This window comes from Cellulomonas carbonis (genome assembly GCF_014636275.1).
Taxonomy (GTDB): Bacteria; Actinomycetota; Actinomycetes; order Actinomycetales; family Cellulomonadaceae; genus Actinotalea; species Actinotalea carbonis.
Genome location: NZ_BMEB01000004.1, coordinates 335,007 through 360,515 on the forward strand (window position 1 = coordinate 335,007; position 25,509 = coordinate 360,515).

Below are 25,509 nucleotides of genomic sequence, written 5' to 3' on the forward strand. Positions count from 1 at the left end.
GGGTCTCCGAGGTCAGGCGGTCGGACCCGCCGGTCGTGCGGCCTGCGCCGTATCGCGGTCCCGTGCGGTCCCGGCCCGTTGGCGGGGACGTGCGCGGCTGACGCTACCGGTCCGCGCGAGCGCGATCACCTCGTCGGCCGCGTCCAGCCCGCCCGTGCGGTGCGTGACGACGAGGACGCCGCGGCCCGGGGCGAGCGAGCCGTCCAGCAGAGCGGTCATGAGGTCGTCCCCACCGGCGTCGACGTGCTCGGTGGGCTCGTCGAGCAGCAGCAGCGGTGCACGCGAGACCAGGGCGCGCGCGAGCAGGAGGCGGCGGCGCTCGCCGCCCGACACGCGGGTCGCGTCCGCGCCCAGGACGGTCGCGAGGCCGTCGGGGAGCGCGTCGAGCCAGGCACCGAGACCGACCGCCGCGAGCGTCGACGTCGCCTCGGCGGCGGTGACGTCCCCGCGGGCGACCCGCAGGTTCTCGAGCACGGTCGTGTCGAACACGTGGGCGTCCTCGGGGACGACGACGACGGACCGGGCCGCCTCCGCGCGCCCGAGGTCCGCGACGTCCACGCCGTCGAGCGTCACGCGGCCCGCGTGCGGGCGCAGGAGACCCGCGAGGGTCAGCAGCAGGGTCGTCTTGCCGAGACCGCTCGGCCCGACGACGGCGACGCTACGGCCGGGGACGACCTCGAGGTCCAGGCCGCCGACGAGCGTGGGCCCCGAAGGCCAGCCGACGTCGGCGCCGCGCGCGACGAGCTGCGGGGCCCGGCGTGCGTCGGCGACCGACCGGTCCCGCCCGGGGGCGCTCGGTGAGCCGCCTGCCGACCCCGCGACCGACCGCCGCTCCGGCACGGGCCCGTGGGCGTCCGGTCCGGCGCCGCGGACCGCGGGACCCGGTGGCACGCCGCCGTCGACCGCCGTCGCCGGGTCGAGCAGCGCCATGACGCGCTCGGCCGCGGCGCGGGACCGCAGCACCTGGAGCGCGGCGGCAGGCAGCAGGGCCACGGCCTCGAACGCCGCGAGCGGGGTGAGCACGACGACGGCGAGCTCGACCGGGGCGAGCGTCCCGGCTGCCGTCGCCTGCGCGCCCAGCACGAGCGCCGCGAGCACCGCGAGCCCGGTGGCCGCGGGCTGCAGCGCGGCCGCGACCGACGCCGGTCGTGCACCGTCGTCGGCGGCGTGCGCGGTCCGCGCGTCGGAGTCGCGGAGGCGGTCGACGAGCTCGTCGACGCGCCCGGCGACCGTCAGGACGGCGGCCCCGTCGAGCAGCGTCGCGGCCGTCGCTGCGACCTCGGCGCGCGACGCGGCGGACCTCTCCTCGGCGCGCCGTGCACCGCGCGCCGCCAGCCACGGAGCGACCAGGCCCGCGACGACGAGGCTTGCGGCGAGCGCGGCGCCGGCCGCGGGCAGGAACGCCGCGAGGAGGGCCACGCTGCCCGCGCCGACCGCGACCGCGACACCGGCGGGCAGCAGACCCCGCACGACGACGTCACCGATCGCGTCGACGTCGGCGCCGACGCGGGCGAGGAGGTCCCCACGGCGGACCTGGACCAGCGCCGCGCCGTCGCCCTCGGACAGCCGGCGGTAGAGCGTCGTGCGCAGCGTCGCCATGCCGCGCAGCGCGACGTCGTGCGAGACGAGGCGCTCGACGTAGCGCAGCAGCCCGCGGGAGACGCCGAACATGCGGACGGCGACCGCCGCGACGGTCAGGTGCATGACGGGCGGCATCTGCGACGCGCGCGCGATGAGCCACGCCGAGACCGCCGCGAGGGCCACCGCCGAGCCGAGGCTGCCCGCGCCGGCGAGGAGGGCCGCGGCCACGCGTCCGGGCCGCACCTGGAGCAGGCGCACGGCGCGCACGAGCGGGTCGCGTCGAAGGCGCGCCGCACGACCCGTCCGCTCGGACGCGGCGGGCGCACCGGCCGGCACTGCGCGACGCGCCGGGGTCATGCCGCACCACCGACGCCCAGCGGCGGTTCGACGCGCGCGTGGACGTGGACGACGCGGTCGGCTGCGGCGAGCAGCGCGGGACGGTGCGCGACGAGCACGACCGTCCTGCCCTCGGACCGGAGCCGGGCGACGGCGTCCAGGACCGTCTCCTCGCTCACGGCGTCCAGGTGCGCGGTCGGCTCGTCGAGGACCACGAGCGGCTGGTCGCCCACGAGCGCCCGCGTGAGCGCGACGCGTTGGCGCTGGCCCAGGCTGAGGCCCGCACCGCCCTGGCCGACCCGGGTCGACCAGCCGCCCGGCGCGGCCGCGACCACGGCGTCGAGACCCGTGAGCCGTGCGGCGGCCTCGAGGCGCTCGGGGCTCACGGCGGCACCCACGGCGTCGCGCAGGGTCCCCGGCTCGAGGACGGGACGCTGCGGCGTCCAGGCGACCTGGCGCCACCACGTGGCGGGTTCGAGGTCCTCGAGGGGGACGGACCGGCCGTCGTCCTCGACGAGGACCCGACCCGCCGTGGGCGGCACGAGCCCGAGCAGCACCGCGACCGCCGTCGACTTCCCGGCACCGTTCGGTCCCGCGAGCGCGAGCACCTCGCCGGGGACCACGACGAGGTCGAGGTCGTGCGGCGCGGTCGTCGCCCGCCCGGGCGCGGCCACCCCGACGCGCTCGAACCGGACCACCGCCCGGCGCAGGTCCGGGGCGGCGGCGGTGCCGCGCCGGGGGAGCGGGCGCTCGAGCAGCTCGAACGCCGACGTGGCGGCCGCGACCCCGTCCGTCGAGGCGTGGAAGTGCGCCCCGACCTGGCGCAGCGGGAGGTACACCTCGGGCGCCAGCACGAGCACCGCGAGCGCGGTCGTGAGGTCGAGCTGCCCGTACACCAGGCGGAAGCCGACGCCCACCGCGACCAGCGCGACGGACAGCGTCGTGAGCAGCTCGAGGACCATGCCGGACAGGAACGCGACCCGCAGCGTGCCCATGGTCGCGCGACGGTGGGCGTCGCCGAGGGCCCGCACACGGTCGGCCGGACCGCGCTCGCGGCCGAGCGCGCGCAGCGTGGGCAGGCCCGCGAGCAGGTCGAGCACCTGGTGACCGAGGCGCGTCATGGCCGCCAGGCGCCGTTCGGCGTGGCCCTGCGTCATCACGCCGACGAGCCACATGAACAGCGGCACGAGCGGCAGCGTCACGGCGATCGTCACGGCGGCGACCCAGTCGAGCCCGAGCACCACGGCGAGCGCCGCGGGCGTGACGGTCGCGGCGAGCAGCAGCTGGGGGAGGTAGCGGACGAAGTACGGCTCGAGCGCCTCGAGCCCGCGCGTCGCCAGCGTCACCGCCGCACCGGTGCCGTCGGCGTCCTGCCGGCTCGCCACGAGCGCGACGCCGTGCCGCACGACCTGCTCGCGCAGCTCGGCGACGGCCCGCGTCGCGGCCCGGTGCGCCCACCGTTCCTGGAGCGCCACGACGAGCGTGCGCGCGACGACGACCGCGGTGAGCCCCGCGACGGCGGGCACGACGTCGGCCACGTCCGCCTCGCGCGTCACGAGCGGTGCGAGGGCGTGGGCGAGGAGCAGTGCCTGCACGACGACGAGCGCGGCCGTGACCGCACCGAGCCCGGCCGTCAGCAGGACGTACCGGCGTGCGTGGCGTGCCCGGCGCAGCAGGCGGGGGTCGAGCGGCTTCACACCCGCTCGAACGTCAGCCCGGTGTGGTCGGGGATGTGCTCGACCGTGAGGCGCTTGCGGAAGACCCAGTACGTCCAGCCCTGGTAGAGCAGGACGACGGGCGTGAGGACGACGGCGACCCAGGTCATGATCGTCAGCGTGTAGTCGGTCGAGGACGCGTTGTCGACGGTGAGCGAGTTGGCGGGGTCGACCGCGGGCATGACGTCGGGGTACAGCGAGCCGAAGATGAGCACGACGGCCGCGACGATCGTGCCCGCGGACGCCACGAACGCCTGGCCCTCGCGCCGCGACCGGGTCGCGACGACCAGCCAGCCGAGCCCTCCGGCCGCCACCGCGGTCGCCGCCCACGTCCACGGCACCGAGTACGCGACCTGGGCCCAGACGGCGAACGCCCCGGCCACCACGAGCGTCACCACGGCGAGGCGCGCGGCGAGCGCGCCCGCCCGGCGACGCATCTCGCCGTCGGTCTTGAGCGCGAGGAACACCGCGCCGTGCGTGAGGAAGAGCAGCGCCGTCGTCGCGCCGCCCAGCAGCGCGAACGGGTTGAGGAGGGCGAAGAAGCCACCCACGTACTGGTGGTCGGCGTCGAGCTCGACGCCGCGCACGATGTTGGCGAACGCGACGCCCCACAGCACGGCTGGGACCCACGAGCCGACGACGAGCGCCCGGTCGGCCCACGCGCGCCACGCCGGGTCGTCGATCTTCCCGCGCCACTCGAACGCGACGACCCGCACGATGAGCGCGAGCAGGATGAGGAACAGCGGGAGGTAGAAGCCCGAGAAGAGCGTCGCGTACCACTCGGGGAACGCGGCGAACGTCGCACCGCCGGCGGTGAGCAGCCACACCTCGTTGCCGTCCCACACGGGGCCGATCGTGTTGATCATCAGGCGGCGCTCGCGGTCCTTGCGGCCGAGCACGGGCAGCAGCATGCCGACGCCGAAGTCGAAGCCCTCGAGGACGAGGTAGCCCGTCCACAGGACGGCGATCAGTCCGAACCACAGGGTCGAGAGGTCCATGGTCGTCGCTCCTCAGTACGCGAAGGACAGGGGGCGGTCGACGTCGTCGTCGGCGGAGCCGTCGCCGCGCCGGGCGTCGGGGCTGGGGTCCTTCTCGGACTCCGCGACGCCCTGGACGGCGTACCGGTGCATCAGGCGGTACCAGACGACGGCCAGGACGCCGTACAGCAGCGTGAACCCGACGAGCGACGCGAGGATCATCCCGGCGGGGACGGCGCTGGAGACGCCCCGCGCCGTGAGCATCCACACGCCGTCGACGCCGCTCGGGTTCGGGTTGGGCACGACGACCCACGGCTGGCGACCCATCTCCGTGAAGATCCAGCCGAACGCGGAGGCCAGGAACGGCGTGGGCAGCGCGACCAGGCCCAGCCGGCCGAACCAGGTGTGCCCGACGACGTCGCGGCGACGCAGGAGCAGGAGGACCGCGGCGGCGAGGGCGGCGCTGCCGACGCCGAACCCGATCATGAGCCGGAAGCTCCAGTAGGTGACGGCGAGGTTCGGGCGGTAGTCGACGCCCTCGCCGTACAGGGCCTCCGACCGCTCCTGGAGCTCGTCGACGCCGGGCAGGTACGAGTCGAAGTCGCCCGACGCGAGGTACGACGTGACGCCCGGGATGGTCAGGACGTGGGTCACGCCCTCGCACGAGTTCGACAGGTCACCGATCGTCAGCAGGGAGAACGAGGCGCCGTTCTCGCCCTCGCACAGCGCCTCGGCCGAGGCCATCTTCATGGGCTGCTGGTCGAACATGAGCTTCGCCTGCCAGTCGCCCGAGAGCGCGACGCCGACGCCGGAGACGAGCATCGTCACGGTGCCGAGGACGACCGCGGAGCGGTAGACGCGGGCGGTCGCGGTGTCGCCCCGGCGGACCGAGCGGACCATCCACCACGCGCCGATGCCGGCGACGAAGGTGCCCGCGGTGAGGAACGCGGCGGTGATGGTGTGCGGGAACGCCGCGAGCAGCGTGACGTTCGACAGGACGGCGCCGATGTCGACCATCTCGGCGCGACCGGTCTCCTCGTTGAGGACGGCGCCCACGGGGTGCTGCATCCACGAGTTCGCGGCGAGGATGAAGTACGCGGAGAGGTTGGTCGCGATCGCGACGGCCCAGATGGTCGCGAGGTGGACGCGCTTGGGGAGCTTGTCCCAGCCGAAGATCCACAGGCCGAGGAACGTCGACTCGACGAAGAACGCGGCGAGCGCCTCCATCGCGAGCGGGGCACCGAAGACGTCGCCGACGAAGCGCGAGTACTCGCTCCAGCTCATCCCGAACTGGAACTCCTGGACGATGCCCGTCGCGACGCCGATCGCGAAGTTGATCAGCATGAGCTTGCCGAAGAACTTCGTCAGGCGGAGCCAGCGCTCGTCGCCCGTGCGGTGCCACGCGGTCTGCATGATCGCCACGAGCGGCGCCAGCCCGATCGTGAGCGGCACGAAGATGAAGTGGTAGACGGTGGTGATGCCGAACTGCCACCGTGCGAGGTCGAGCGCGTCCACCGGGGTCTCCTCCGACGTGCCTGGGGCTCCAGCTGCGGCCGTCGGCGGCCGCTGCGTCGGGGCCGGTCCCGTGGGGCCGCGTGGCGCGGGACGTCCCGCACCGCTCCCGACGCTAGGAAGCGCGTGCCCGCTGGACATGGGACGAAAGTCCTTCGAGGTGACACGGCGTCACTTCGACGGCGTGTCGCTCGTGGGCACGACAGGGCGTCGAGGGGCCGCTGTGCGATACTGACGCCGCCACGAGGGTCGCCACACCGTCCCCCGTGCAGACGACCCCGGACGTGGTCCGCGACCACCGGGCGCCGCCGTCGACAAGGCAGGCAGGCGCTCCCGCCCATCCGTCCGGGCCGACCACAGACTTCCGTCGCGGCGCGCAGCGCACGACGACGACCGAACCGCCCGAGGGCCGGCGAGTGTGGACAGCCCCCGGGCCAGGAGCACATCCCGTGGCAGACGAGAACACCCCCAGCAGCAGCAGCAGCGCGACGACGCCGGACGGGGGAGCGGGCGCCGAGCCGACGACCGCCCCCGGCCGCCCCCGCCGCAGCCGACGCGCGACGAGCGCCGTCACGAGCCCGGCCGCGGCCGACACGTCGGCGTCCGCGCCGGCCCGCGCCTCGGCCGGGAAGGCGGCGGACCCCCTCGCGGAGGCGCCTCGCGGAGCGGCGACGGCCGACGCCGAGGCTCCCGGCACGTCGGCCGGGACGGGGTCGACGGGCGCCGCGCCCCGCCGCTCGCGCAGCCGACGCGCGTCCGCACCTGTGACGGCGCCCAGCGGCGACACCGGCTCCGCGCAGTCCGCGGGCTCCACCACGACCGCCGACCCGCGTTCCGGCACGGGTACCGCAGGTGCAGGGTCGGGCGAGGGCGCTCCGGTCGCCCCCGAGGCGACGGAGACCGCACCGCGCAGGCCCGCACGTCGTTCGCGGCGCGCGACGAGCCGCCCGGCTGACGCGGCATCGCCCGAGCCGGGCGACGGGACCGGCGACGGGACCGGTGCCGAGGCGTCGGCCGAGTCGGCTCCCCGGTCGACCGACGAGCCCGCCGCCGACGCGCCGGACCGCACCGCCGACGACGCCGAGGCCGCGCCCAAGCGGCGCCGCGCGCCGCGGAAGACGACGCGCAAGCAGGCCGTCCAGGACGCGCCGGCCGCCCAGGAGGACCAGGGGACCGGCCCGGCCGACGCCCCTGTCGACGCGAGCACGGCCGGCCCCGTCGCCGCGCCGACCGACGAGACCGCTGCGGCGGGTGGCACGCCCACGACGGGCCGGGGCTCGGCCCGTGGCCGCCGCGGCGGCCGCGCGGCGGCGACCTCGACGACGGTGCAGGACGAGGCCTCGTCCACGCCGTCGACCCCGCCGGCCGGCGACGAGCAGGCGGCGGACGCGCCCGTGCTGGACGTCCTCGCCGAGCTGGGGCAGCCGCGTCCGGTCACGACGACCGGCGGCCCCGCACCCCGGCTCGCGGCGACCGCTCTGCTGTTCCAGGCGCCCGACCCCGCGGGCCGCTCGCGGCGGCGTCGCGCGCAGGCCCCTGCCGGTCCGCCGGTCGCTGCGGACGGGGCGTCGGGCGAGCCCGGCGCCCCTGCGCCCGAGGACGAGGCGCCCGCCACCGTCGCCGACGACACGTCGGTGCTCGCCGAGGACGCCGTCGTGCCCGTCGACCTCGAGGCCGAGGACGCCGGGGACACCGAGGGCACCGAGGACACCGAGGACACCGAGGGTGCCGAGCCGTCCGAGGAGGGCTCGGAGCGTGACGAGGACGAGTCCGCTGAGGCGGGCCGCCGGCGTCGTCGTCGTCGTGGGGGTCGCGGCCGTCGCAGCCGGGCCGACGCCACCGACGACGAGGCGTCAGAGGCGCCCTCCGCCCAGGACGAGCCCGCGGAGGACGCCGACGCCGAGGCGGACGCGGTCGCGGGCGACGACACGGACGAGGGTGGCTCGAGCCGTCGTCGGCGTCGTCGTCGCCGCAGCGGCCGGGGTGGCGACGTCGAGCCCGAGGCGGAGCCGCGCCGCGCGCGCTCCCGCACGGCGTCGGACGAGGTCACCGCGCTCAAGGGCTCGACGCGGCTCGAGGCGAAGCGTCAGCGTCGGCGCGAGGGCCGCGACGCGGGCAGGCGGCGGACGGTCATCACCGAGGCCGAGTTCCTGGCACGTCGCGAGGCGGTCGACCGCGCCATGGTCGTCCGCGAGAGCAACGGTCGCGTCCAGATCGCCGTGCTCGAGGACGGCGTGCTCGTCGAGCACTTCGTCTCGCGCACCGGCAGCGGCGGCAGCTCGTCGACGATGGTCGGCAACGTCTACCTCGGCCGGGTCCAGAACGTCCTGCCGAGCATGGAGGCGGCGTTCGTCGACCTGGGCAAGGGGCGCAACGCCGTGCTCTACGCCGGTGAGGTGAACTGGGACGCGGCGGGCCTGGAGGGCCAGCCGCGCCGGATCGAGCAGGCGCTCAGGTCGGGCGACTCGGTCCTGGTCCAGGTCACCAAGGACCCGATCGGGCACAAGGGCGCCCGCCTGACCTCGCAGATCACGCTCGCCGGCCGCTACCTCGTCTACGTCCCCGGCGGCGGCATGACGGGCATCTCGCGCAAGCTGCCGGACACCGAGCGCGCGCGCCTGAAGAAGCTGCTCAAGGAGATCGTGCCCGACGACGCGGGCGTGATCGTCCGGACCGCCGCCGAGGGTGCGTCGGACGAGGAGCTGCGTCGCGACGTCCAGCGCCTGCAGGAGCAGTGGGCCGCGATCGAGAAGAGGTCGCGCACCGCGTCGGCACCCGCGCTGCTCCAGGGCGAGCCCGACATGGCGATCCGCGTCGTGCGCGACATCTTCAACGACGACTTCCGCTCGCTGGTCGTCCAGGGGGACGACGTGCACCGGATGATCGACGACTACGTGACGTCCATGGCCCCGGACCTCGCGGACCGGGTGTCGAGGTACACCGGGACGGGCGACGTCTTCGCGGAGCACCGCGTCGACGAGCAGCTCGCCAAGGGCATGGACCGCAAGGTGTGGCTGCCCTCGGGCGGGTCGCTCGTGATCGACCGCACCGAGGCGATGACCGTCATCGACGTCAACACGGGCAAGTTCACCGGCGCGGGCGGGACCCTCGAGGAGACGGTCACCCGCAACAACCTCGAGGCCGCCGAGGAGATCGTCCGCCAGCTCCGGCTGCGTGACATCGGCGGCATCATCGTCATCGACTTCATCGACATGGTGCTCGAGTCCAACCGCGACCTCGTCCTGCGGCGCCTGGTCGAGTGCCTCGGCCGCGACCGGACCAAGCACCAGGTGGCCGAGGTCACGTCGCTCGGGCTCGTGCAGATGACGCGCAAGCGCGTCGGCCAGGGCCTCGTCGAGGCGTTCAGCGAGACGTGCGACCACTGCAACGGCCGCGGGTTCGTGGTGCACACCGACCCGGTCGAGCGCTCGAACGGCGGGTCCGAGGGCGGCTCGTCCGAGCAGCAGCAGCCCGCGGGTGAGTCGAAGCGGTCGCGGCGCAAGAAGGCCCCCGCGACGGCCCCCGCGGCGGCCCCGGTCGCCGTGCCCGTCCTGCCCGAGGCGCGCGAGGCCGTCAAGGCCACGCTCGCGACGATCGCGGCCGCGGCGGCGCACGCCCACGACCACGCCGGGGAGCACGACCACGGGCCCGTCGGTCACGAGCCGGAGCACGAGTCCGCCCGCGGGTCGGACGGCGCGGACGCCTCGTCGCCCGAGCTCGAGGCCCTCGCGCGGGCCGTCGCCGAGAAGGCGGTCGCCGACCACGCCGAGGAGCAGGGCGCGGACCACGCCGCCGACCACGGTGACCCGGCAGACGTCGTCGACCCGGCCGCGGCCGAGCTGCGCGACGCCGTGGGCAGCATCGCGGCCGTCGAGGCGCCCGCGCCGGGCGGTCCGGTCGAGGACGCCCCCGCGTCCGACGGCGGCGCCACGGAGCAGGCCGAGCAGGTCGGACCGGTGGAGAGCACCGAGCCGACCGAGCAGGCCGAGCAGACCGAGACCGCCATTTGACCAGGAGGGTGAGGCTTCCGTACCCTGGAACGTCGGTGCGCCTGTGTGCGCACCGCTTCCACGTGTCCCGGATGCCGAGCCTCGACGAGGTGGGGTCCGACGCCCCGCGCGCAGGGCACGTCGCAGACGCGAGAGCCGTACGAGAGAGATGAGCAGCAACGTGGTGTACGCGATCGTCAAGGCCGGTGGCCGCCAGGAGAAGGTGTCGGTGGGCGACGTCGTCGTCGTCGACCGGCTGTCCGGTGACGCCGGCTCGACCGTCCAGCTCCCCGCGCTCCTGCTCGTGGACGGGGACAAGGTCACCTCGGACGCCGCGGCGCTCGCCGCGGTCCAGGTGACCGCCGAGATCGTCCGGGACGAGAAGGGCCCGAAGATCGACATCCTCAAGTACAAGAACAAGACGGGTTACCGCAAGCGCCAGGGCCACCGGCAGAAGCTGACCCGCCTCAAGGTCACCGGCATCAAGTGAGCCGACGGCCCGGTGACCACCGGGCCACGGCCTCCCGTCTCCTCCGTACGAAAGCAGGTCAGTCATGGCACACAAGAAGGGCGCCAGCTCCTCGCGGAACGGCCGCGACTCGAACGCGCAGCGCCTCGGCGTGAAGCGCTTCGGCGGTCAGGCCGTCAACGCCGGCGAGATCATCGTCCGCCAGCGTGGCACGCACTTCCACCCCGGCAACAACGTCGGCCGGGGCGGCGACGACACCCTCTTCGCGCTCACCGCCGGCGCTGTCCAGTTCGGTGTCCGCCGCGGCCGCAAGGTCGTCGACATCGTGGCCGCCGAGGCCTGATCGGACGTTCGTGACGAAGGGGCGCACCGTTCGGTGCGCCCCTTCGTCGTCCCACTCGCGCCTCACACGCCCCGGGTCAGGCTGACCCCCGACCAGCGACGCACGCCTGTCCGCACCCTGTCCGACCCGTCCGGCACCCCCGGACAGACCCCCGAGAAGGAGGAGCCGTGGCCACGTTCGTCGACCGCGTCGTCCTGCACGTGTCGGGCGGTGACGGCGGTCACGGCTGCGCGTCGATCCGCCGCGAGAAGTTCAAGCCGCTCGCCGGGCCCGACGGCGGCAACGGAGGCGACGGCGGGGACGTCGTCCTCGTCGTCGACCCGCAGGTCACGACGCTGCTCGAGTTCCACCACTCGCCGCACCGCCACGCGCCGTCGGGCACGCAGGGGATGGGCGACGACCGTCAGGGCGGCGCGGGCGAGGACCTCGTCCTTCGCGTACCCGACGGCACGGTCGTCAAGACCCCCCACGGCGAGGTGCTCGCCGACCTCGTGGGGGAGGGCACGCGCTTCGTCGTCGCCGAGGGCGGCCGCGGGGGACTGGGCAACGCGGCGCTCGCGTCGCCCCGCCGCAAGGCTCCCGGGTTCGCGCTGCTCGGCGAGCCCGGCGAGGGTCGCGACGTCGTCCTCGAGCTCAAGACGATCGCCGACGTCGCCCTGGTGGGCTACCCGAGCGCGGGCAAGAGCAGCCTCGTCGCGGCGATCTCCGCCGCACGGCCCAAGATCGCGGACTACCCGTTCACGACGCTCGTGCCCAACCTCGGCGTCGTCCAGGCGGGCTCGTCCCGCTTCACCGTGGCCGACGTGCCCGGCCTGATCCCGGGCGCGAGCCAGGGCAGGGGTCTGGGACTCGAGTTCCTGCGGCACGTCGAGCGGTGCGCCGTCCTCGTGCACGTGCTCGACTGCGCGACGCTCGAGCCGGGCCGGGACCCGATCTCCGACCTCGACGTGATCGAGGCCGAGCTGGCCGCCTACGAGGGGGACCTCGAGATCAGCGGCGGCGCGGTCCCGCTGTCGGAGCGGCCGCGGCTCGTCGTGCTCAACAAGGTCGACGTGCCCGAGGCGCGCGAGCTGGCGGACCTCGTCCGTCCCGAGCTCGAGGCGCGCGGCCTCGAGGTGCACGAGATCTCCGCGGCGAGCCACGAGGGCCTGCGCCCCCTGACGTTCGCGCTCGCGCGCATCGTCGACGCGGCACGCGCCGCGGCGCCCGCGGCGGCGCCGACCCGGACGGTCCTGCGGCCGCGGGCCGTCGACGAGGCCGGCTTCACCGTGACGCGGCACGACGACCAGGGGCGTGTCTGGTTCCAGGTGCGCGGGAGCAAGCCCGAGCGGTGGGTCCGCCAGACCCAGTTCTCCAACGACGAGGCCGTCGGCTACCTCGCCGACCGGCTCGCGCGCCTCGGGGTCGAGGAGAAGCTCTTCGCTGTCGGCGCGACGCCCGGCGCGGAGGTCGTCATCGGCGACGGCGACGACGCGGTCGTCTTCGACTGGGAGCCGACGCTCCTGACCGGCTCGGAGCTGCTGGGCGGACCCCGCGGGACCGACCTGCGCCTCGAGGAGCGCGCACGCCCCACGCGTGCCGAGAAGCGTCAGGAGTACAAGGAGCGCATGGACGCCAAGGCCGACGCGCGTGCCGAGCTGTGGACGGAGCGCGAGGCCGGCCACTGGACCGACCCGGAGGGCACCGAGTGATCCGGGAGCGGTCGGCGCTGCCCGACGCGCGGCGCGTCGTCGTCAAGATCGGCTCGTCGTCGCTGACCGGCGGCGACGGCCGCCTGGACGTGGCGGCGCTGCGCGCGCTCGTCGATGTCCTCGCCGCGCGGCGCGCCGCGGGCACCGAGGTCGTCCTCGTGACGTCGGGCGCGATCGCCGCGGGCCTCGCCCCGCTCGGCCTGACGTCGCGCCCGCGCGACCTCGCGACCGCCCAGGCGGCCGCCTCGGTGGGTCAGGGCCTGCTCGTGGCCCGCTACACGGAGGCGTTCGCGACGCACGGGCTCAGGGTCGGTCAGGTGCTCCTCACGGCCGAGGACACGATCCGACGCGGCCACTACCGCAACGCGCAGCGCGCCCTCGACCGGCTCCTGGGCCTCGGGGTCGTCCCGGTGGTGAACGAGAACGACACCGTCGCGACCGAGGAGATCCGGTTCGGGGACAACGACCGACTCGCGGCCCTCGTGTCGCACCTCGTGCGCGCCGACGCCATGGTGCTGCTCACGGACGTCGACGCGCTCTACGACGGCCCGCCGTCGCGCGGTGCACGTCGGATCGACGAGGTGCACGGTCCGGGCGACCTCGAGGGCGTCGTCGTCACGGGGCGCGGGAGCGCGGTCGGCACCGGGGGCATGGTCACGAAGCTCGCGTCCGTCGCGATCGCGACCGGGTCGGGCGTGCCGGTCGTGCTGACGTCGGCGGCCCAGGCGGAGGCGGCCCTCGCCGGTGCGCCGGTCGGGACGTGGTTCTCGGCGACGGGACGACGCGTCCCGACCCGCATGCTGTGGCTCGCGCACGCGGCACGCACGCGCGGGCGGCTCGTGCTCGACGACGGCGCCGTGCAGGCCGTCGTCGTGCGACGCACGTCGCTGCTCCCCGCGGGCGTGACCGAGGTGCACGGCTCGTTCGAGGCGGGAGATCCGGTCGAGCTCGCGTCGGCAGCCGGCGACGTCGTCGGACGGGGCCTGGTCGCCTACGGGTCGGACGAGCTGCCCGGGCTGCTGGGGCGCTCGACGCGCGAGCTGCTGGCCGAGCGGGGTGTCGGGTACGACCGCGAGGTCGTCCACCGCGACGACCTCGTGCTCGTGAACGCTCCTCGCTGACGCCCGGCGGCGGCGCCTATCCTGCCGCCATGACCACGACGGCCGCGCCCCAGCACGAGCAGCAGACCGGGACCGACGCGCCGGCCGGGCCGCGCGCGACCGCGGTGCCCGACGACGTGCGCGACGCCGTCCTCGACGTCGCGCGCCGGGCGCAGGTCGCCGCACGCTCGCTCGCGACCGCGACGCGCGCGACGAAGGACGCCGCGCTGCACGCGATGGCGGACTTCCTCGTCGCCGGGACGCAGGAGGTCGTCGCGGCGAACGCCGTCGACCTCGAGCGCGGCCGCGCGGCCGGGATCTCGCCGGGACTGCTCGACCGCCTCACGCTCACGCCGGAGCGCATCGTGGCGATCGCCGACGCGCTGCGGGAGCTGGCCGCGCTGCCGGACCCGGTCGGTGAGGTCGTGCGCGGGTCGACGCTCCCGAACGGCCTGCGGCTGCGTCAGCTGCGTGTGCCGCTCGGCGTCGTGGGCATGATCTACGAGGCGCGACCCAACGTCACGGTGGACGCCGCCGGCCTCGCGCTGAAGAGCGGCAACGCGGCGGTGCTCCGGGGCGGTTCCGCCGCGTCGGGCTCGAACGACGTCATCGTGCGCATCCTGGGTGAGGCCCTGGAGTCGGTGGGTCTGCCGGCCGACGCCGTCCAGTCGATCGACGGGCACGGTCGCGCCGGCGCCGTCGCGCTCATGCACGCCCGCGGCCTGGTCGACCTCCTCGTGCCGCGCGGCGGCGCGGACCTCATCCGCACCGTGGTGCAGGAGGCCACGGTGCCCGTGGTCGAGACGGGGACCGGCAACTGCCACGTCTACGTCGACGCCGACGCCGACGTCGAGACCGCCGTCGCGATCGTCCTCAACTCCAAGACGCACCGGGTCGGCGTGTGCAACGCCGCCGAGACGCTCCTCGTGCACGAGGCCGCGGCGCCCACAGTGCTGCCCGTGGTGCTCGCCGCGCTGCACGAGGCGGGGGTCACGGTGCACGGCGACGGCGCGACGACGCGCCTCGCGCCGGACGGCGTACCGGTCGTCGCAGCGACGGACGAGGACTGGGCGACCGAGTACCTCTCGCTCGACCTCGCCGTCCGCGTCGTGCCCGACCTGGACGCCGCGCTCGAGCACATCCGTCGGTGGTCGTCGGGGCACACCGAGGCGATCGTGACCCGTTCGCTCGCCGCGTCCGAGGAGTTCGTGGCGCGGGTCGACTCGGCCGCGGTCATGGTCAACGCGTCGACCCGCTTCACCGACGGCGGCCAGCTCGGCCTCGGCGCGGAGATCGGCATCTCGACGCAGAAGACGCACGCCCGTGGGCCGATGGGCCTGGCCGAGCTCACGACGACCAAGTGGGTCGTCCACGGCGAGGGTCAGGTCCGGACCTGACCGGCGCCGTGCGCCGCGTCACCCGCACGGTCCAGCGCGCGTGCCGTCGCGTCCAGCGAGGGCATGCGACACTGGACAACTGGCGTGCTCGGCGCGCCCACGAGACATGACCCAGGACGACACATCCAGGAGGACCAGGTGCTCGCTGCCGCCCAGCTGCTCGCGGAGGAGACCGCGGAGGCCGCCAACCACCTTCCGGTCCCGCCGGAGGTCGTGGGCATCGGTGCGTTCGGCGCACTGCTGATGCTGCTGGCCGTCACGTACGCGTTCCGCAGCGTGGGCACGCGTCACTGACCCGCCGTCCGACGAGGCCCGGAGGCACACGACGGCATGGCTGAGGACCGGCCCCGCCTGGGGGTGATGGGCGGGACGTTCGACCCCGTCCACCACGGCCACCTCGTGGCCGCGAGCGAGGCTGCCGCGACCTTCGGGCTCGACGAGGTCGTGTTCGTGCCCACAGGGCGTCCCTCCCTCAAGCAGCACCCGGAGGTGACGCCGGCCGAGCACCGGTACCTCATGACGGTCATCGCCACGGCGTCGAACCCGCGTTTCACCGTGAGCCGCGTCGACATCGACCGGCCCGGGCTCACGTACACGGTCGACACCCTGCGGGACCTGCGCGCGGCGCGGCCCGAGGCCGACCTGTTCTTCATCACCGGGGCCGACGCGCTGGCGCAGCTGCTCACCTGGAAGGACGCCGACCTGCTGTGGGACATGGCCCACTTCGTCGGCGTGACGCGGCCGGGGCACACGCTGTCCGTCGAGGGGATACCCGAGGGGTCGGTGAGCATCCTCGAGATCCCCGCGCTGGCGATCTCCTCGACCGACTGCCGCAGGCGCGCGCAGGCCGGGGAACCCGTCTGGTACCTCGTGCCCGACGGGGTCGTCCAGTACATCGCGAAGCACGGGCTCTACCGAGGTCAGGATGTCTGAGCAGTCGACGGAGTGGGGCGAGCGCAGGCGGCGCCGCGAGGCCGAGCGGCTGCGCGCGCTCGCCGAGGCGTCTGCGTCCGCACCCGTCCCGCCCGCGGACGGCTCTGCCGGCGACGCCCGAGGTGCGGCCGAGCCCGCGGCGACAGCGTCGCCCCAGGCTCCGACGCACCGGGCGGGGACACCTCAGGCCGCCCCGCCGCACCCGGCCGCGACCACGCGGCCGAGGTCGCGTCGTGAGCTGCGCAGCCGTGAGCCTGCCCCGTCCGACGTGGCACCTGGTTCGCAGCGCGAGCGCCCCGTGCCGACCGAGCCCGCCGCACGCCGCGAGCGTGACGCCGCGCCGCAGCCCGTCGTCTCGCGGCGCGCGCTCAGGGCATCCGAGCGCGGGACCGCGCCCGACGCCGACGAGCGCCCGGCGCCGAGCGTCCAGCCGCCCGCGACGACGGCCGGGATCCGCCGGGTCACCGCCGACGGCGAGCTCACGGCCGTCGAGCGGGCCGGCGCCGCCCCGGCCGGCCCGCAGCCGTCGCGCGACCCGCGCACGTCCGCTCAGGCCCAGGCCGCGCGCGCCCAGGCGGAGCGCGAGGAGGCCGCACGCCGCTCGGTCGAGCGCGCCCACCGTGCGCAGGCGCAGCGGGTGGCCCAGGAGCGCGAGCGGCGCGCCGCCGCGCAGGAGCGCCGGCTCGTCCGCCCGACGCCGCGACCCGACGCGCCCCGGACGACCGCGGGCGGTGAGGCGCCGCGCGCCGACCGGTCGCACGACGGTGCCGCCGCGCGGAGCGCCCCGGCGCAGGAGGCCGCGGCTCGACCGGAGCAGGGCTCCGTACCCGGTCCTCGTCCGGCCCCTCAGGCGTCCGGTCCACGAGCGGACGTGCAGCCCGCGCCCCAGGACCCCACGACGCAGGCCCCCACCGCGCAGGACCGGCCGGCGGACGCCGCCGTCGACCGTCCGGCCGCTCGGGGCGATGCGCCCGAAGCGCCCGTGCGCGTCGGGACGGCTCCCGACGGTGTCCGGTACTGGGTGCCCGACCGCCCGGGTGCCGCGCCGCCCGTCGGCAAGCCGTTCGCGGTCGTCACGCCGTCCGGGCCCGTTCGCAGCCTCCCGTCGGGACCTGCAGCACCGGCTGACGCGCCGACGCGTGCGTCCGGTGGAGCCGTGCCCGGCGCCCCGGCAGCGAGGGCCTCAGCCCCGGACGCCGCAGGAGCGGGTGCGTCACCGGCAGCGGCCTCGGCCGCGGCGAGCGCACCGGCCGCGCCGACCGCTCGGCCTGGCGGACCGGGGCCGACGCGTCCTGCGGGTGCACCGGCCACGCAGACGGCCGCACGGCAGGCGGCAGCGCGGCAGGCGACCCGGTCGCCGTCCGCGGCGTCGGCGGCGTCGGCGGCGCCCACCGGTCCGGCGGGCGCCCAGGCGGCCCGAGGGGCCGCTGCTGCAGGTTCCGGCCACGCCGCCGCCGGCCCCTTCACGCCGTCGTTCGCGAGCCCGTTCGCACCGACCGAACCGCCGCGGCCCTTCGGACCGTCCGGGTCGCCGGCAGCGCGGTCCGGGGACGCGCCGCGCCCGGCCGCTCCCTCCCGCCCCGTCGGCCCGGCGGACGGCCGGGACGACGACCGGACCGCCGTCCTCCCGACGGCGCAGGGAGGATCGCGTCCCGCGTCGACACCCGCGGGGGCGGACCTCCCCGCGCAGGACCCCGCGCACGAGGACGACGTCGAGCGCGACGACGAGCTCGAGGGCGGGACCTACTCCTGGGTGCAGATGGGCGTGCTCGTCGTCGTCGGCTTCGTCCTGGGGATGCTCATCTACATGGTCATGGTGCAGGGTGGGGACCCGTCCGCGGCTCCCGGGGTCGCGGGCTCGGTGCACGCCGTCGCCGACGACACCGCCACCGACGACCGCACGACCGACCAAGGAGACTAGGTGCCCGCCACCGAACGAGCCCTCGACCTGGCGCACGTCGCCGCCCGTGCCGCGTCGGACCGCAAGGCGCAGGAGATCATCGCGCTCGACGTCAGCGAGCGGCTCGTCCTGACGGACGTCTTCCTCATCGCGTCGGGCACCAACGAGCGACAGGTCGGCGCGATCGTCGACGCGGTCGAGGAGGCGCTGCACGAGCGCGGGGTCAAGGCCGTCCGCCGCGAGGGCGTCCGCGAGGCCCGCTGGGCGCTGCTCGACTACGGCGACGTCGTCGTGCACGTCCAGCACGCCGACGACCGCACGTACTACGCGCTCGAGCGGCTCTGGGCCGACTGCCCCGTCATCGAGCTGCCCGAGGACGCACGGGGCGGCGACGGGCAGGCGGAGACGCAGGAGTGACCGCGGCGACCGTCGTCCTGTGGCGCCACGGCCGAACGGAGTGGAACGCCGCGCACCGCCTCCAGGGCGGCACCGATATCGCCCTCGACGACGTCGGGCGGTGGCAGGTCACCCGGGCGGCGCAGGCGCTCGCCGAGCGGCACGTGCCCGACCTCATCGTGTCGTCCGACCTCGGGCGCGCGGCCGACACCGCGCAGGCGCTCGCGGACCTGGCGGGCCTCGACGTCGTGCGCGACGCGCGTCTGCGCGAGCGGTCCTTCGGCGAGTGGGAGGGCCTGACCGCGGACGAGATCGCCGAGCGCTGGCCGGACCAGTACCGCGCGTGGCGCGGCGGTCAGGACCCGCACCGCGCGGGTGCGGAGTCGCGCGAGGCCGTCGCCGAGCGCATGGCGCTCGCGATCGAGGAGCACGCCGGTCGCACCCCGACCGGCGGGACGCTCGTCGTCGTCTCGCACGGCGCGGCGATCACCCTCGGTCTCGTGACGCTCCTCGGCCTGGACCCCGCGACGTGGCGCGGCCTCTTCGGGCTGCACAACGCGCACTGGTCCGTGCTGCGCCGGTCGGCAGGGCAGGGGCGCCCGCGGTGGGCCGTCGAGTCGCACAACCGCGGGCCCTCGGTGCTCGTGGAGGACTGGGACGCGGGGCGGCCGACGGAGAGCGTGCCGAGCAGCACGGCGGACGCCCTGCGCACCTGACACCACCCGGCGGGCGGCCGGCGTCCGTCAGCGTCACCGACGTCACCGACGTCGAGGCCGTGCGGACGGCGCGACCGACGGGTGCCCGAACCGTTCCGGCGGGGACCGCGTGCGTGAGAAGGTCGGCCATGCGCTACGTGGACGCGGTGCCCTCCGCATGGGCCCGCCGCGCACTCGCTGGCTCGGCGCCCCGCCCGTTCTGGTGGGACGACGCCGCGCGTCCCGAGCCGTGCCCGCGCCTGGACGGACCCACCACGGCCGACCTCGTCGTCGTCGGAGGCGGCTACCTCGGGCTGTGGACGGCGCTGCGGGCGACGGAGCGCGAGCCCGGCCGGGACGTCCTCGTGGTCGAGGGTCGACGGGTCGCCTGGGCCGCGAGCGGACGCAACGGGGGCTTCTGCTCGGCGTCGCTCACGCACGGCGAGGCCAACGGGCGGTCGCGCTTCGCCGAGGAGATGGACCTCCTGCACCGGCTCGGCCGGGAGAACCTCGACGCCATCGAGGACACGCTCGCGCGCTACGGGATCGACGCGGGCTTCGAGCGGACGGGCGAGCTCACGGTCGCCACCGAGCCGCACCAGGTCGGCGAGCTCGCCGCCGCCGCGACCGCCCGTGACGTGCTCCTGGACGGCGCGCAGGTCCGGGCGCGGGTCGAGACGCCGATGGCGCTCGCGGGCCTGTGGTCGCCCGACACCGCGCTGGTCCACCCCACGCGGCTCGCGTGGGGCCTGCGCCGGGCGTGCCTCGACCGGGGCGTGCGGATCGTCGAACGGACGCCCGCCCGCGAGGTGCGGCACGACGGCACGGGCGTCGTGGTCCGCACCGACGGCGGCGACGTGCGGGCCCGGCACGCGGCGCTCGCGACCAACGCCTTCCCGCCCCTGCTGCGACGCGTGCGCGCGTTCGTGGTGCCGGTCCACGACCACGCGCTCATGACCCGGCCCCTGACGCCGGCCGAGCGCCGCGCGATCGGGTGGGCGGGGCGCGAGGGGCTCGCCGACGCGGGCAACCAGTTCCACTACGCACGCCTCACCGACGACGACCGCGTGCTGTGGGGCGGGTACGACGCGCTGTACTACCCCGGCGGCCGGATCCGCCCGGAGCACGAGCACAACGACGCGACCTACGAGCGGCTCGCCGAGCACTTCCGCATGACCTTCCCCCAGCTCGAGGACGTCGCGTTCACGCACCGCTGGGGCGGGCTGATCGACACGTGCTCGCGCTTCATGCCGTTCTTCGGCACGGCGCACGCAGGCCGCGTGGGGTACGCCGCGGGGTTCACGGGGCTGGGGGTCGCGTCGACCCGGTTCGCGGCCGACGTCGTGCTGGACCTGCTCGCGGGGGAGGAGACGGAGAGGACCGCGCTGCGCATGGTCCGCTCCCTGCCCGTGCCGTTCCCGCCGGAGCCGCTCGCGACGCCGGCGATCGGTCTGACCCGGTGGTCGATCGCGCGCGCCGACCGTGACGGCGGCCGCCGCAACGCGTGGCTACGCCTGCTCGACGCGGTGGGGGCCGGTTTCGACTCGTGACGACCCCCACATCGGGGACGCCGCTCACGGATTGGCCTTGGCCCGGGGTCGGACAGTAGAGTGCAGCGTGCCCTCCGGGGCAGCGGGGCTGTGGCGCAGCTGGTAGCGCACCTGCATGGCATGCAGGGGGTCAGGGGTTCGAGTCCCCTCAGCTCCACCCGTCTTCGCTGGTCAGAGGCCACGTCGGGATCCTGAGAACAGGAGCCGGACGTGGCCTCTGGACATTTAATGGACACTTTTCGCCCGCGCATCGACGCCGCGGGCCTTCACCTCGGGTCGCCTCGTCGAGGTTGGGCCGCGAACGCCCCACCTGCTGGCATGGATACCGATGTGACGTCGACCACGTCGACGACGATGACCCTGGCCGAGCTCGCCGCGCACCTGTCGGTCACCCCGCAGGCGCTGTACGACCTGCGCTCCAAGGGCCGCGGCCCCCGCGGCTTCCGGGTCGGGCGCCAGCTGCGCTTCCGCCCTGCGGAGGTCGAGGCGTGGATCGCCGGTCTGGAGGCCGCCGACGGCGTCCGCCACCGCCGGCGCGCGGGCACGTGACCCGCGGGCGCCCCCGCACCGCGATCGGCACCTTCGGCGAGATCGCCGTGACCGACCTCGGCGGGAGCTACCGCGCCCTGGCCCGGTACCGGGACCTGGACGGGCGTCTGCGCAAGGTGACCGCCGTGGGGTCCAGCCCGCGGGCGGCTCAGGCCCGATTGAAGGAACGCCTGCGGCAGCGGCCCGGATACGGCAGCGGGGGAGTCCTCGATGCCGGCAGCGGATTCGGTGAGCTGTGCGAGCTGTGGCTGGCGGACCTGGCGCTGCGGGACATCTCCGAGGGCACCAAGGCCAACTACCGTGACGACCTGCGCCTGCACGTGCGCCCGGCGTTCGAGGCCTACACCCTGGGGGAGATCACCACCGGGCGCGTGGAGTGGTTCCTCAAGCAGCAGGCCGCCATCTCGTACTCTCGCGCCAAGCACCTGCGCACCCTGCTGAACCAGATGTTCGGTTTCGCGCTGCGGCACGACGGGATCGGGCGCAACCCGGTCGAGGGCACCTCACCCCTGGCCCGCCCCAAGCACCAGGTGCACGCGCTGACCCTTGAGCAGGTCCATGCGTTGCGGGCGGCCGCCGCGGAATGGCGCACCGGACCGGGTATCAAGGGGCCACAACCGGACGGGAAGGTCCGGGACATCTGCGAGGTGCTGCTCGGGACCTCGCTGCGCCCGGGCGAGGCACTCGCGCTGCGCCCGTGCGACGTCGCCGAGACCCCCAGCGGCATGGTCATCCACGTCCGAGGGACCGTCGTGCGCCGCGCCGGGACGGCCGACTACCGCCAGGATCATCCCAAGACCCACGCGTCGAACCGTCGCCTGGCCGTGCCCGAGTTCGCCGCCGAGGTCTTGCGGCGGCGCATGGCCCGAATGGGCCCAGACGAGCGGGAGACGACGATCTTCCACAACCGCCACGGCGGTGTCATCGCGCTGCACAACCTGCGCCGCACGTTTCGGGACTTCGTGGTCGACGCTGGGCTGGACGGTCTGGGCATCACCCCGCGGTGGTACCGGCGCACCGGCGCGACCGTCATCGCCCGGGGCGTAGGCCTTGATGCGGCGGCGGCCTTCCTCGGGCACACGAGCACCGCCGTCACCGAGGGGCACTACGTCGCGGTCGACGAGACGGTCGACACCGGACCGGCGCGGGCGCTGGAGCTCACGCTGCGGCCCATCGACCCAGACCCCCGACTGCTCATCGCACCCGCGAGCGCCCAGGAGGAAGACCTGCTCGCACGTGTCGACGCGGAGCAGGCAGCCGAACCGTAGACGAGGCGTGTGCTGCGGAGACCAGCCGATTGGCGAGGCCCTGTTGACGCGCACCGATGGACGGCGCGCTTCGCGCGCGCACAGGGTCACTTCGGTGTCCGGGACCGGAGTGGTGCCCGGGGAGGTCCGTCGGTGAGCGCCCGTGCAGGTCGAGCGGGGCGGGCCGAGCAGCGCGAACCATTCACGACCGCCGCCGCGCATGCAGGATCAGCGGCCTCTTGCCCAGGGGTGTACGCGGGATTCGTCGACGATCCGTGCGGTGACGGGGACTCGCGCGCCCGACCTCGTGAGCGCGACCTCAAGTGCGCGTCGTGCTCCGTCGAGGTCGAGCGGGGAGCTCGCCGGCACCAGGAGCAGGTCGATCGCGTCGTGGTCATCGACGACTGCCAGGCGGACGCCGTCCAACGCGGCATGCACGACGTTGGGGTGCACGATCACGCGACCCGTCGGTCCGGGGAGGTCGAGCACATCCTCCTCGCGGCCTCGATGCCCTCGAGCACCCGGAACGGCAAGCCCGCACGCGCAGCCGTCCCGTGACAGCCGCACGCGGTCGGAGATCTCGTAGCGGATCAGCGGCACAGTCCTGGAGAAGAGCACCGTGACCCAGCAGGCGGGCGCCTACCGTCCCCGGCTCGACCGGACGGTACTCGTCGTCGACCGGCTCGACGACCACGAGGTCCTCATACAGGTGCTTGCGCCCGAGGCGGCACGGTGACGCGATCCCTGCAGTCTCCGTGGCTGCGTACACGTCGTTCGGCGCGATCCCAGGCGTCAGTCATGTCGCGGGCTGCGGCCGCGGCAAGGACCTCGGAGGCGCACATCACGGCCTCTGGGGAGATGCGCAGGCGCCCCGCGAGCTGCTCTCGGGCGAGCGGACGCAGAGCCGACGCGTACCCGACCAGCACCCGGGGGGCGAACGCCTCGATGGCTGCGCGCTGGTCTGCCAGCGGAGCGGAGGCATCGAGTCGCAGCGACCGGACCGTCCGCGATCGCAGCGACGCGCCGACCACAGCACTCTGGTGCGTCGGGACCACAGAGCTGACGATTGCCGTCCGGAGTGGATGGAGCAGGCCTGCCTGCACACCCGCCCAGTGCGTGGCGCGTGCGTACGACGCCAGCACCGTGGCCCACTCGGCGCGGTCCCACGCGAAGACCGCCCGTCGGCCGGTGGTTCCGGCGGTTGCGGCGGTCCACCAGCGGCCCTCGAGCGGGCGTCCCGGGTCGCCAGCGGATTCGCGCAGTGTGCGTAAAGTGCGCCTCGACGTCCGCCAGCGTGAGGCTACCCGTGGTCAGTGCGTCGTCGTACCGGGCGACGAGCGCCCCCTTGGTCAGCGGCGGCAGGCCGGTGAGCGGAGCGTCGTCGAGACCGGCGTGCAGGTCCCGGTAGAGCGCTGAGTGCTTCATCGTGTGGGCGCGGAGGCCGGCAACGGCGCACGCCTGGTAACCCCTGAGTCGCGGCGTGGTCCAGGCGTCGTGCCGGGCGAGGACGCGACGCCGACGAAGCACCCGTGCGAGCAGGTCGACGTCCATGGCGGGGCTCCTTCGCCCCTCAGCGAGCCGGTTCTGCGGCACGCTCGGTCGTCGTGCGGCTTCGGGGTTCGGGCAGCGAACCCTCGCGCCCTGCTGTGCGCGTCACCAGGAACACCCCGATGACGACGCTGATCAGGGACCACAGCTGGGGCTGAGTGAGGCCCAGCGCGACGGGCTCGTTGATCCGAAGCAGCTCGACCAAGAAACGGGCGACCCCGCTCAGCACGAGGTACGTGCCGAACAAGGCCGGCGGGCCGAGACGGCGTGCCAGCCGCCACAGGACGACAGCGATCATCCCCGCGGCGATCGCCTCGTAGAGCGGGGTGGGGTGCACCGGCACGTCGGTCGCGACGACTCCGTTCGGGAAAGCCATTCCCCAGGGCAACGAAGTCGGCCGCCCGTACGTGCCGTCGCCGGAGAACAGGCAGCCGAGCCGACCGATGCCGTACGCGACGGCGAGCGGCACTGACGCCAGTCCTGCAACCAGCCCGACGGGGAGTGCGTGCCTGCGGATGATGACTAGTGCGGCGACGACGCCGCCGATCAAGCCGCCGAACCAGGTGAACCCCATCCCGCCGAGATCGTGCATCGTCACTGCGGGGAACTGCTCGAGGAGGTAGTAGATCTTCGCCCCCGCGAAGCCCCAGACTGTCGCCCAAAAAACGAGGGCGTGCGCCGACTCGCTGGCAAGCCCGTGGCGTCGGAACGCCCGCCCGAGCAGCCAGGCTGCGACCAACGCAGCGAGGGCCTTGCTGAGCCCGTAGGTCTGGATGTCGATCCCCAGGACCGAGAAGAGGACGGGCTGCATGGCTCACCTGACGTCGGATTGAAGAGCACGGAGTGCCCGGGCCCGGAGTGGGCACCGCCGCCAGCCTTGCCGCTCGGGGTCAAGGAAGACCGTGGGCTCCATCAAGGTTCGCTGAAGGTCCAGGTCAGCCCGCCATGCGGCGGCGTTCGCGCATGGCGGGATACCCGGCCGCGCTGGTGAGTCACGTCATCGTCAATGCCGAGGAAGCGACGGAGCTCACGGGCGAGCAACGCCCGCCCGCGCACGCAGCGTGTCACTTGTCGCCGTGAGCATGCCGCGCACCGATCGAGGTCCGTAGGAAGGTCCTGTCAGTCAGAACCTTCGGCCAGCCGCGGCGGGCTTGCTCGACCTAGGTTCGCAGGCCCGAGCTGCGTCCCGGATCGCGGTGTAGCGCCCGTGACTTTCTCGTCGAAGCCGTGCTGGCCGAGCAGCACGACGAGTCGGCCGAGGGACGCCGTTACCTCGCTCTCGACGTCCTGCACTGCGCCCGCCTGAACCTGGTCACGACCGCCGACCCCGGAGAGGCCAACCAGCCCTTCGCCCTCACGACCTGGGCAGCAACGGTTCGCACCTAAGCGCTGCATCGCGTCCAGGGACTTGACCGCTGCTGCCTCCGGGCAGGCGCTCGTGGCCAAGGTGGGCAGAGGCGCCGAGCGAGGAGCACGGACCTCGGTGGGCGTGTTGACACCGCCCTCGGCACCATAGAGATCTGATGAAGGTTCGGATGGCGCCGGCGCCGGCGGCGGGTGCTACCCGCCCGTGTGGGTAGC

Annotated in this window: 21 protein-coding genes and 1 tRNA gene; 16 read left to right on the forward strand and 6 right to left on the reverse strand. The window is 74.9% G+C overall.

The window, feature by feature from the left end; all coding sequences use genetic code 11:
• Window positions 1–12: 12 nt before the first annotated feature.
• Genes cydC through IEV86_RS13900 form a run of 4 tightly spaced genes read right to left on the reverse strand, consistent with a single transcriptional unit; the run spans window position 13 to window position 6,124 of the window.
• Window positions 13–1,938 (reverse strand): thiol reductant ABC exporter subunit CydC, encoded by a 1,926-nt coding sequence (gene cydC, locus IEV86_RS13885; protein ID WP_188484711.1) that lies wholly within the window; start codon window positions 1,936–1,938, stop codon window positions 13–15.
• A complete protein-coding gene (gene cydD / locus IEV86_RS13890; RefSeq protein WP_043609999.1) occupies window positions 1,935–3,614 on the reverse strand; it encodes a thiol reductant ABC exporter subunit CydD in 1,680 nt (559 codons plus the stop codon). The genes cydC and cydD overlap by 4 nt, the downstream gene beginning before the upstream one ends.
• Window positions 3,611–4,630 carry a cytochrome d ubiquinol oxidase subunit II gene (cydB, locus tag IEV86_RS13895; RefSeq protein ID WP_043610002.1) on the reverse strand — a complete coding sequence of 340 codons (1,020 nt, stop codon included), beginning with the start codon at window positions 4,628–4,630 and terminating at the stop codon, window positions 3,611–3,613. The genes cydD and cydB overlap by 4 nt, the downstream gene beginning before the upstream one ends.
• Before the next feature lie 12 nt (window positions 4,631–4,642).
• Window positions 4,643–6,124, reverse strand: a complete 1,482-nt coding sequence (locus IEV86_RS13900; protein ID WP_043610012.1) for a cytochrome ubiquinol oxidase subunit I — start codon at window positions 6,122–6,124, stop codon at window positions 4,643–4,645.
• A 446-nt stretch (window positions 6,125–6,570) separates the two neighbouring features.
• Here IEV86_RS13900 and IEV86_RS13905 point away from each other — a divergent pair, with 446 nt between their 5' ends.
• The 15 genes from IEV86_RS13905 to IEV86_RS13975 all read left to right on the forward strand — a co-directional run bounded on the left by IEV86_RS13905 (window position 6,571) and on the right by IEV86_RS13975 (window position 22,401).
• Window positions 6,571–10,131: an Rne/Rng family ribonuclease gene (locus IEV86_RS13905; protein WP_188484712.1), complete on the forward strand. Its 3,561-nt coding sequence runs from the start codon at window positions 6,571–6,573 to the stop codon at window positions 10,129–10,131.
• A 160-nt stretch (window positions 10,132–10,291) separates the two neighbouring features.
• Complete coding sequence (rplU, locus tag IEV86_RS13910) at window positions 10,292–10,600, forward strand: 50S ribosomal protein L21 (protein ID WP_188484726.1); 309 nt, start codon at window positions 10,292–10,294, stop codon at window positions 10,598–10,600.
• Window positions 10,601–10,664: 64 nt separating this feature from the next.
• Entirely contained in the window at window positions 10,665–10,922 is a 258-nt protein-coding gene (gene rpmA / locus IEV86_RS13915; RefSeq protein ID WP_043609353.1) for a 50S ribosomal protein L27, read from the forward strand.
• Between the two features lie 167 nt (window positions 10,923–11,089).
• Window positions 11,090–12,613: a GTPase ObgE gene (obgE, locus tag IEV86_RS13920; RefSeq protein ID WP_043609351.1), complete on the forward strand. Its 1,524-nt coding sequence runs from the start codon at window positions 11,090–11,092 to the stop codon at window positions 12,611–12,613.
• Complete coding sequence (gene proB, locus IEV86_RS13925) at window positions 12,613–13,734, forward strand: glutamate 5-kinase (protein WP_152605763.1); 1,122 nt, start codon at window positions 12,613–12,615, stop codon at window positions 13,732–13,734. Before obgE ends, proB begins: the two co-directional genes overlap by 1 nt.
• Before the next feature lie 29 nt (window positions 13,735–13,763).
• Complete coding sequence (locus IEV86_RS13930) at window positions 13,764–15,110, forward strand: glutamate-5-semialdehyde dehydrogenase (protein WP_081978904.1); 1,347 nt, start codon at window positions 13,764–13,766, stop codon at window positions 15,108–15,110.
• Between the two features lie 138 nt (window positions 15,111–15,248).
• Window positions 15,249–15,404 (forward strand): hypothetical protein, encoded by a 156-nt coding sequence (locus IEV86_RS13935; RefSeq protein ID WP_188484713.1) that lies wholly within the window; start codon window positions 15,249–15,251, stop codon window positions 15,402–15,404.
• A gap of 36 nt (window positions 15,405–15,440) precedes the next feature.
• Window positions 15,441–16,043, forward strand: coding sequence for a nicotinate-nucleotide adenylyltransferase (nadD, locus tag IEV86_RS13940; protein WP_043609348.1), 603 nt, complete (start codon window positions 15,441–15,443; stop codon window positions 16,041–16,043).
• Window positions 16,036–17,964 carry a hypothetical protein gene (locus tag IEV86_RS13945; RefSeq protein WP_188484714.1) on the forward strand — a complete coding sequence of 643 codons (1,929 nt, stop codon included), beginning with the start codon at window positions 16,036–16,038 and terminating at the stop codon, window positions 17,962–17,964. The genes nadD and IEV86_RS13945 overlap by 8 nt, the downstream gene beginning before the upstream one ends.
• The gene (gene rsfS / locus IEV86_RS13950) at window positions 17,965–18,360 is read left to right on the forward strand and encodes a ribosome silencing factor (RefSeq protein ID WP_043605822.1); all 396 of its coding nucleotides are present in this window, start codon (window positions 17,965–17,967) and stop codon (window positions 18,358–18,360) included. It begins immediately after the preceding gene.
• Window positions 18,357–19,055, forward strand: a complete 699-nt coding sequence (locus IEV86_RS13955) for a histidine phosphatase family protein (RefSeq protein ID WP_043605819.1) — start codon at window positions 18,357–18,359, stop codon at window positions 19,053–19,055. The genes rsfS and IEV86_RS13955 overlap by 4 nt, the downstream gene beginning before the upstream one ends.
• Window positions 19,056–19,183: 128 nt before the next feature.
• Window positions 19,184–20,584 (forward strand): NAD(P)/FAD-dependent oxidoreductase, encoded by a 1,401-nt coding sequence (locus tag IEV86_RS13960; RefSeq protein WP_052426159.1) that lies wholly within the window; start codon window positions 19,184–19,186, stop codon window positions 20,582–20,584.
• A gap of 84 nt (window positions 20,585–20,668) precedes the next feature.
• A tRNA-Ala gene (locus IEV86_RS13965) sits at window positions 20,669–20,741 on the forward strand.
• A gap of 173 nt (window positions 20,742–20,914) precedes the next feature.
• Window positions 20,915–21,133 (forward strand): helix-turn-helix transcriptional regulator, encoded by a 219-nt coding sequence (locus IEV86_RS13970; protein ID WP_229734648.1) that lies wholly within the window; start codon window positions 20,915–20,917, stop codon window positions 21,131–21,133.
• A gap of 47 nt (window positions 21,134–21,180) precedes the next feature.
• Window positions 21,181–22,401, forward strand: a complete 1,221-nt coding sequence (locus IEV86_RS13975; RefSeq protein WP_161784042.1) for a site-specific integrase — start codon at window positions 21,181–21,183, stop codon at window positions 22,399–22,401.
• 207 nt (window positions 22,402–22,608) lie between these two features.
• On the opposite strand, the gene IEV86_RS13980 is transcribed toward IEV86_RS13975, so the two are convergent.
• Window positions 22,609–22,980: a phenylacetate--CoA ligase family protein gene (locus tag IEV86_RS13980; RefSeq protein WP_152605628.1), complete on the reverse strand. Its 372-nt coding sequence runs from the start codon at window positions 22,978–22,980 to the stop codon at window positions 22,609–22,611.
• Between the two features lie 970 nt (window positions 22,981–23,950).
• Window positions 23,951–24,739 (reverse strand): prolipoprotein diacylglyceryl transferase, encoded by a 789-nt coding sequence (locus IEV86_RS13985; RefSeq protein WP_052426156.1) that lies wholly within the window; start codon window positions 24,737–24,739, stop codon window positions 23,951–23,953.
• 416 nt (window positions 24,740–25,155) lie between these two features.
• Here IEV86_RS13985 and IEV86_RS13990 point away from each other — a divergent pair, with 416 nt between their 5' ends.
• Window positions 25,156–25,314: a hypothetical protein gene (locus IEV86_RS13990; RefSeq protein WP_188484715.1), complete on the forward strand. Its 159-nt coding sequence runs from the start codon at window positions 25,156–25,158 to the stop codon at window positions 25,312–25,314.
• Window positions 25,315–25,509 lie beyond the last annotated feature (195 nt).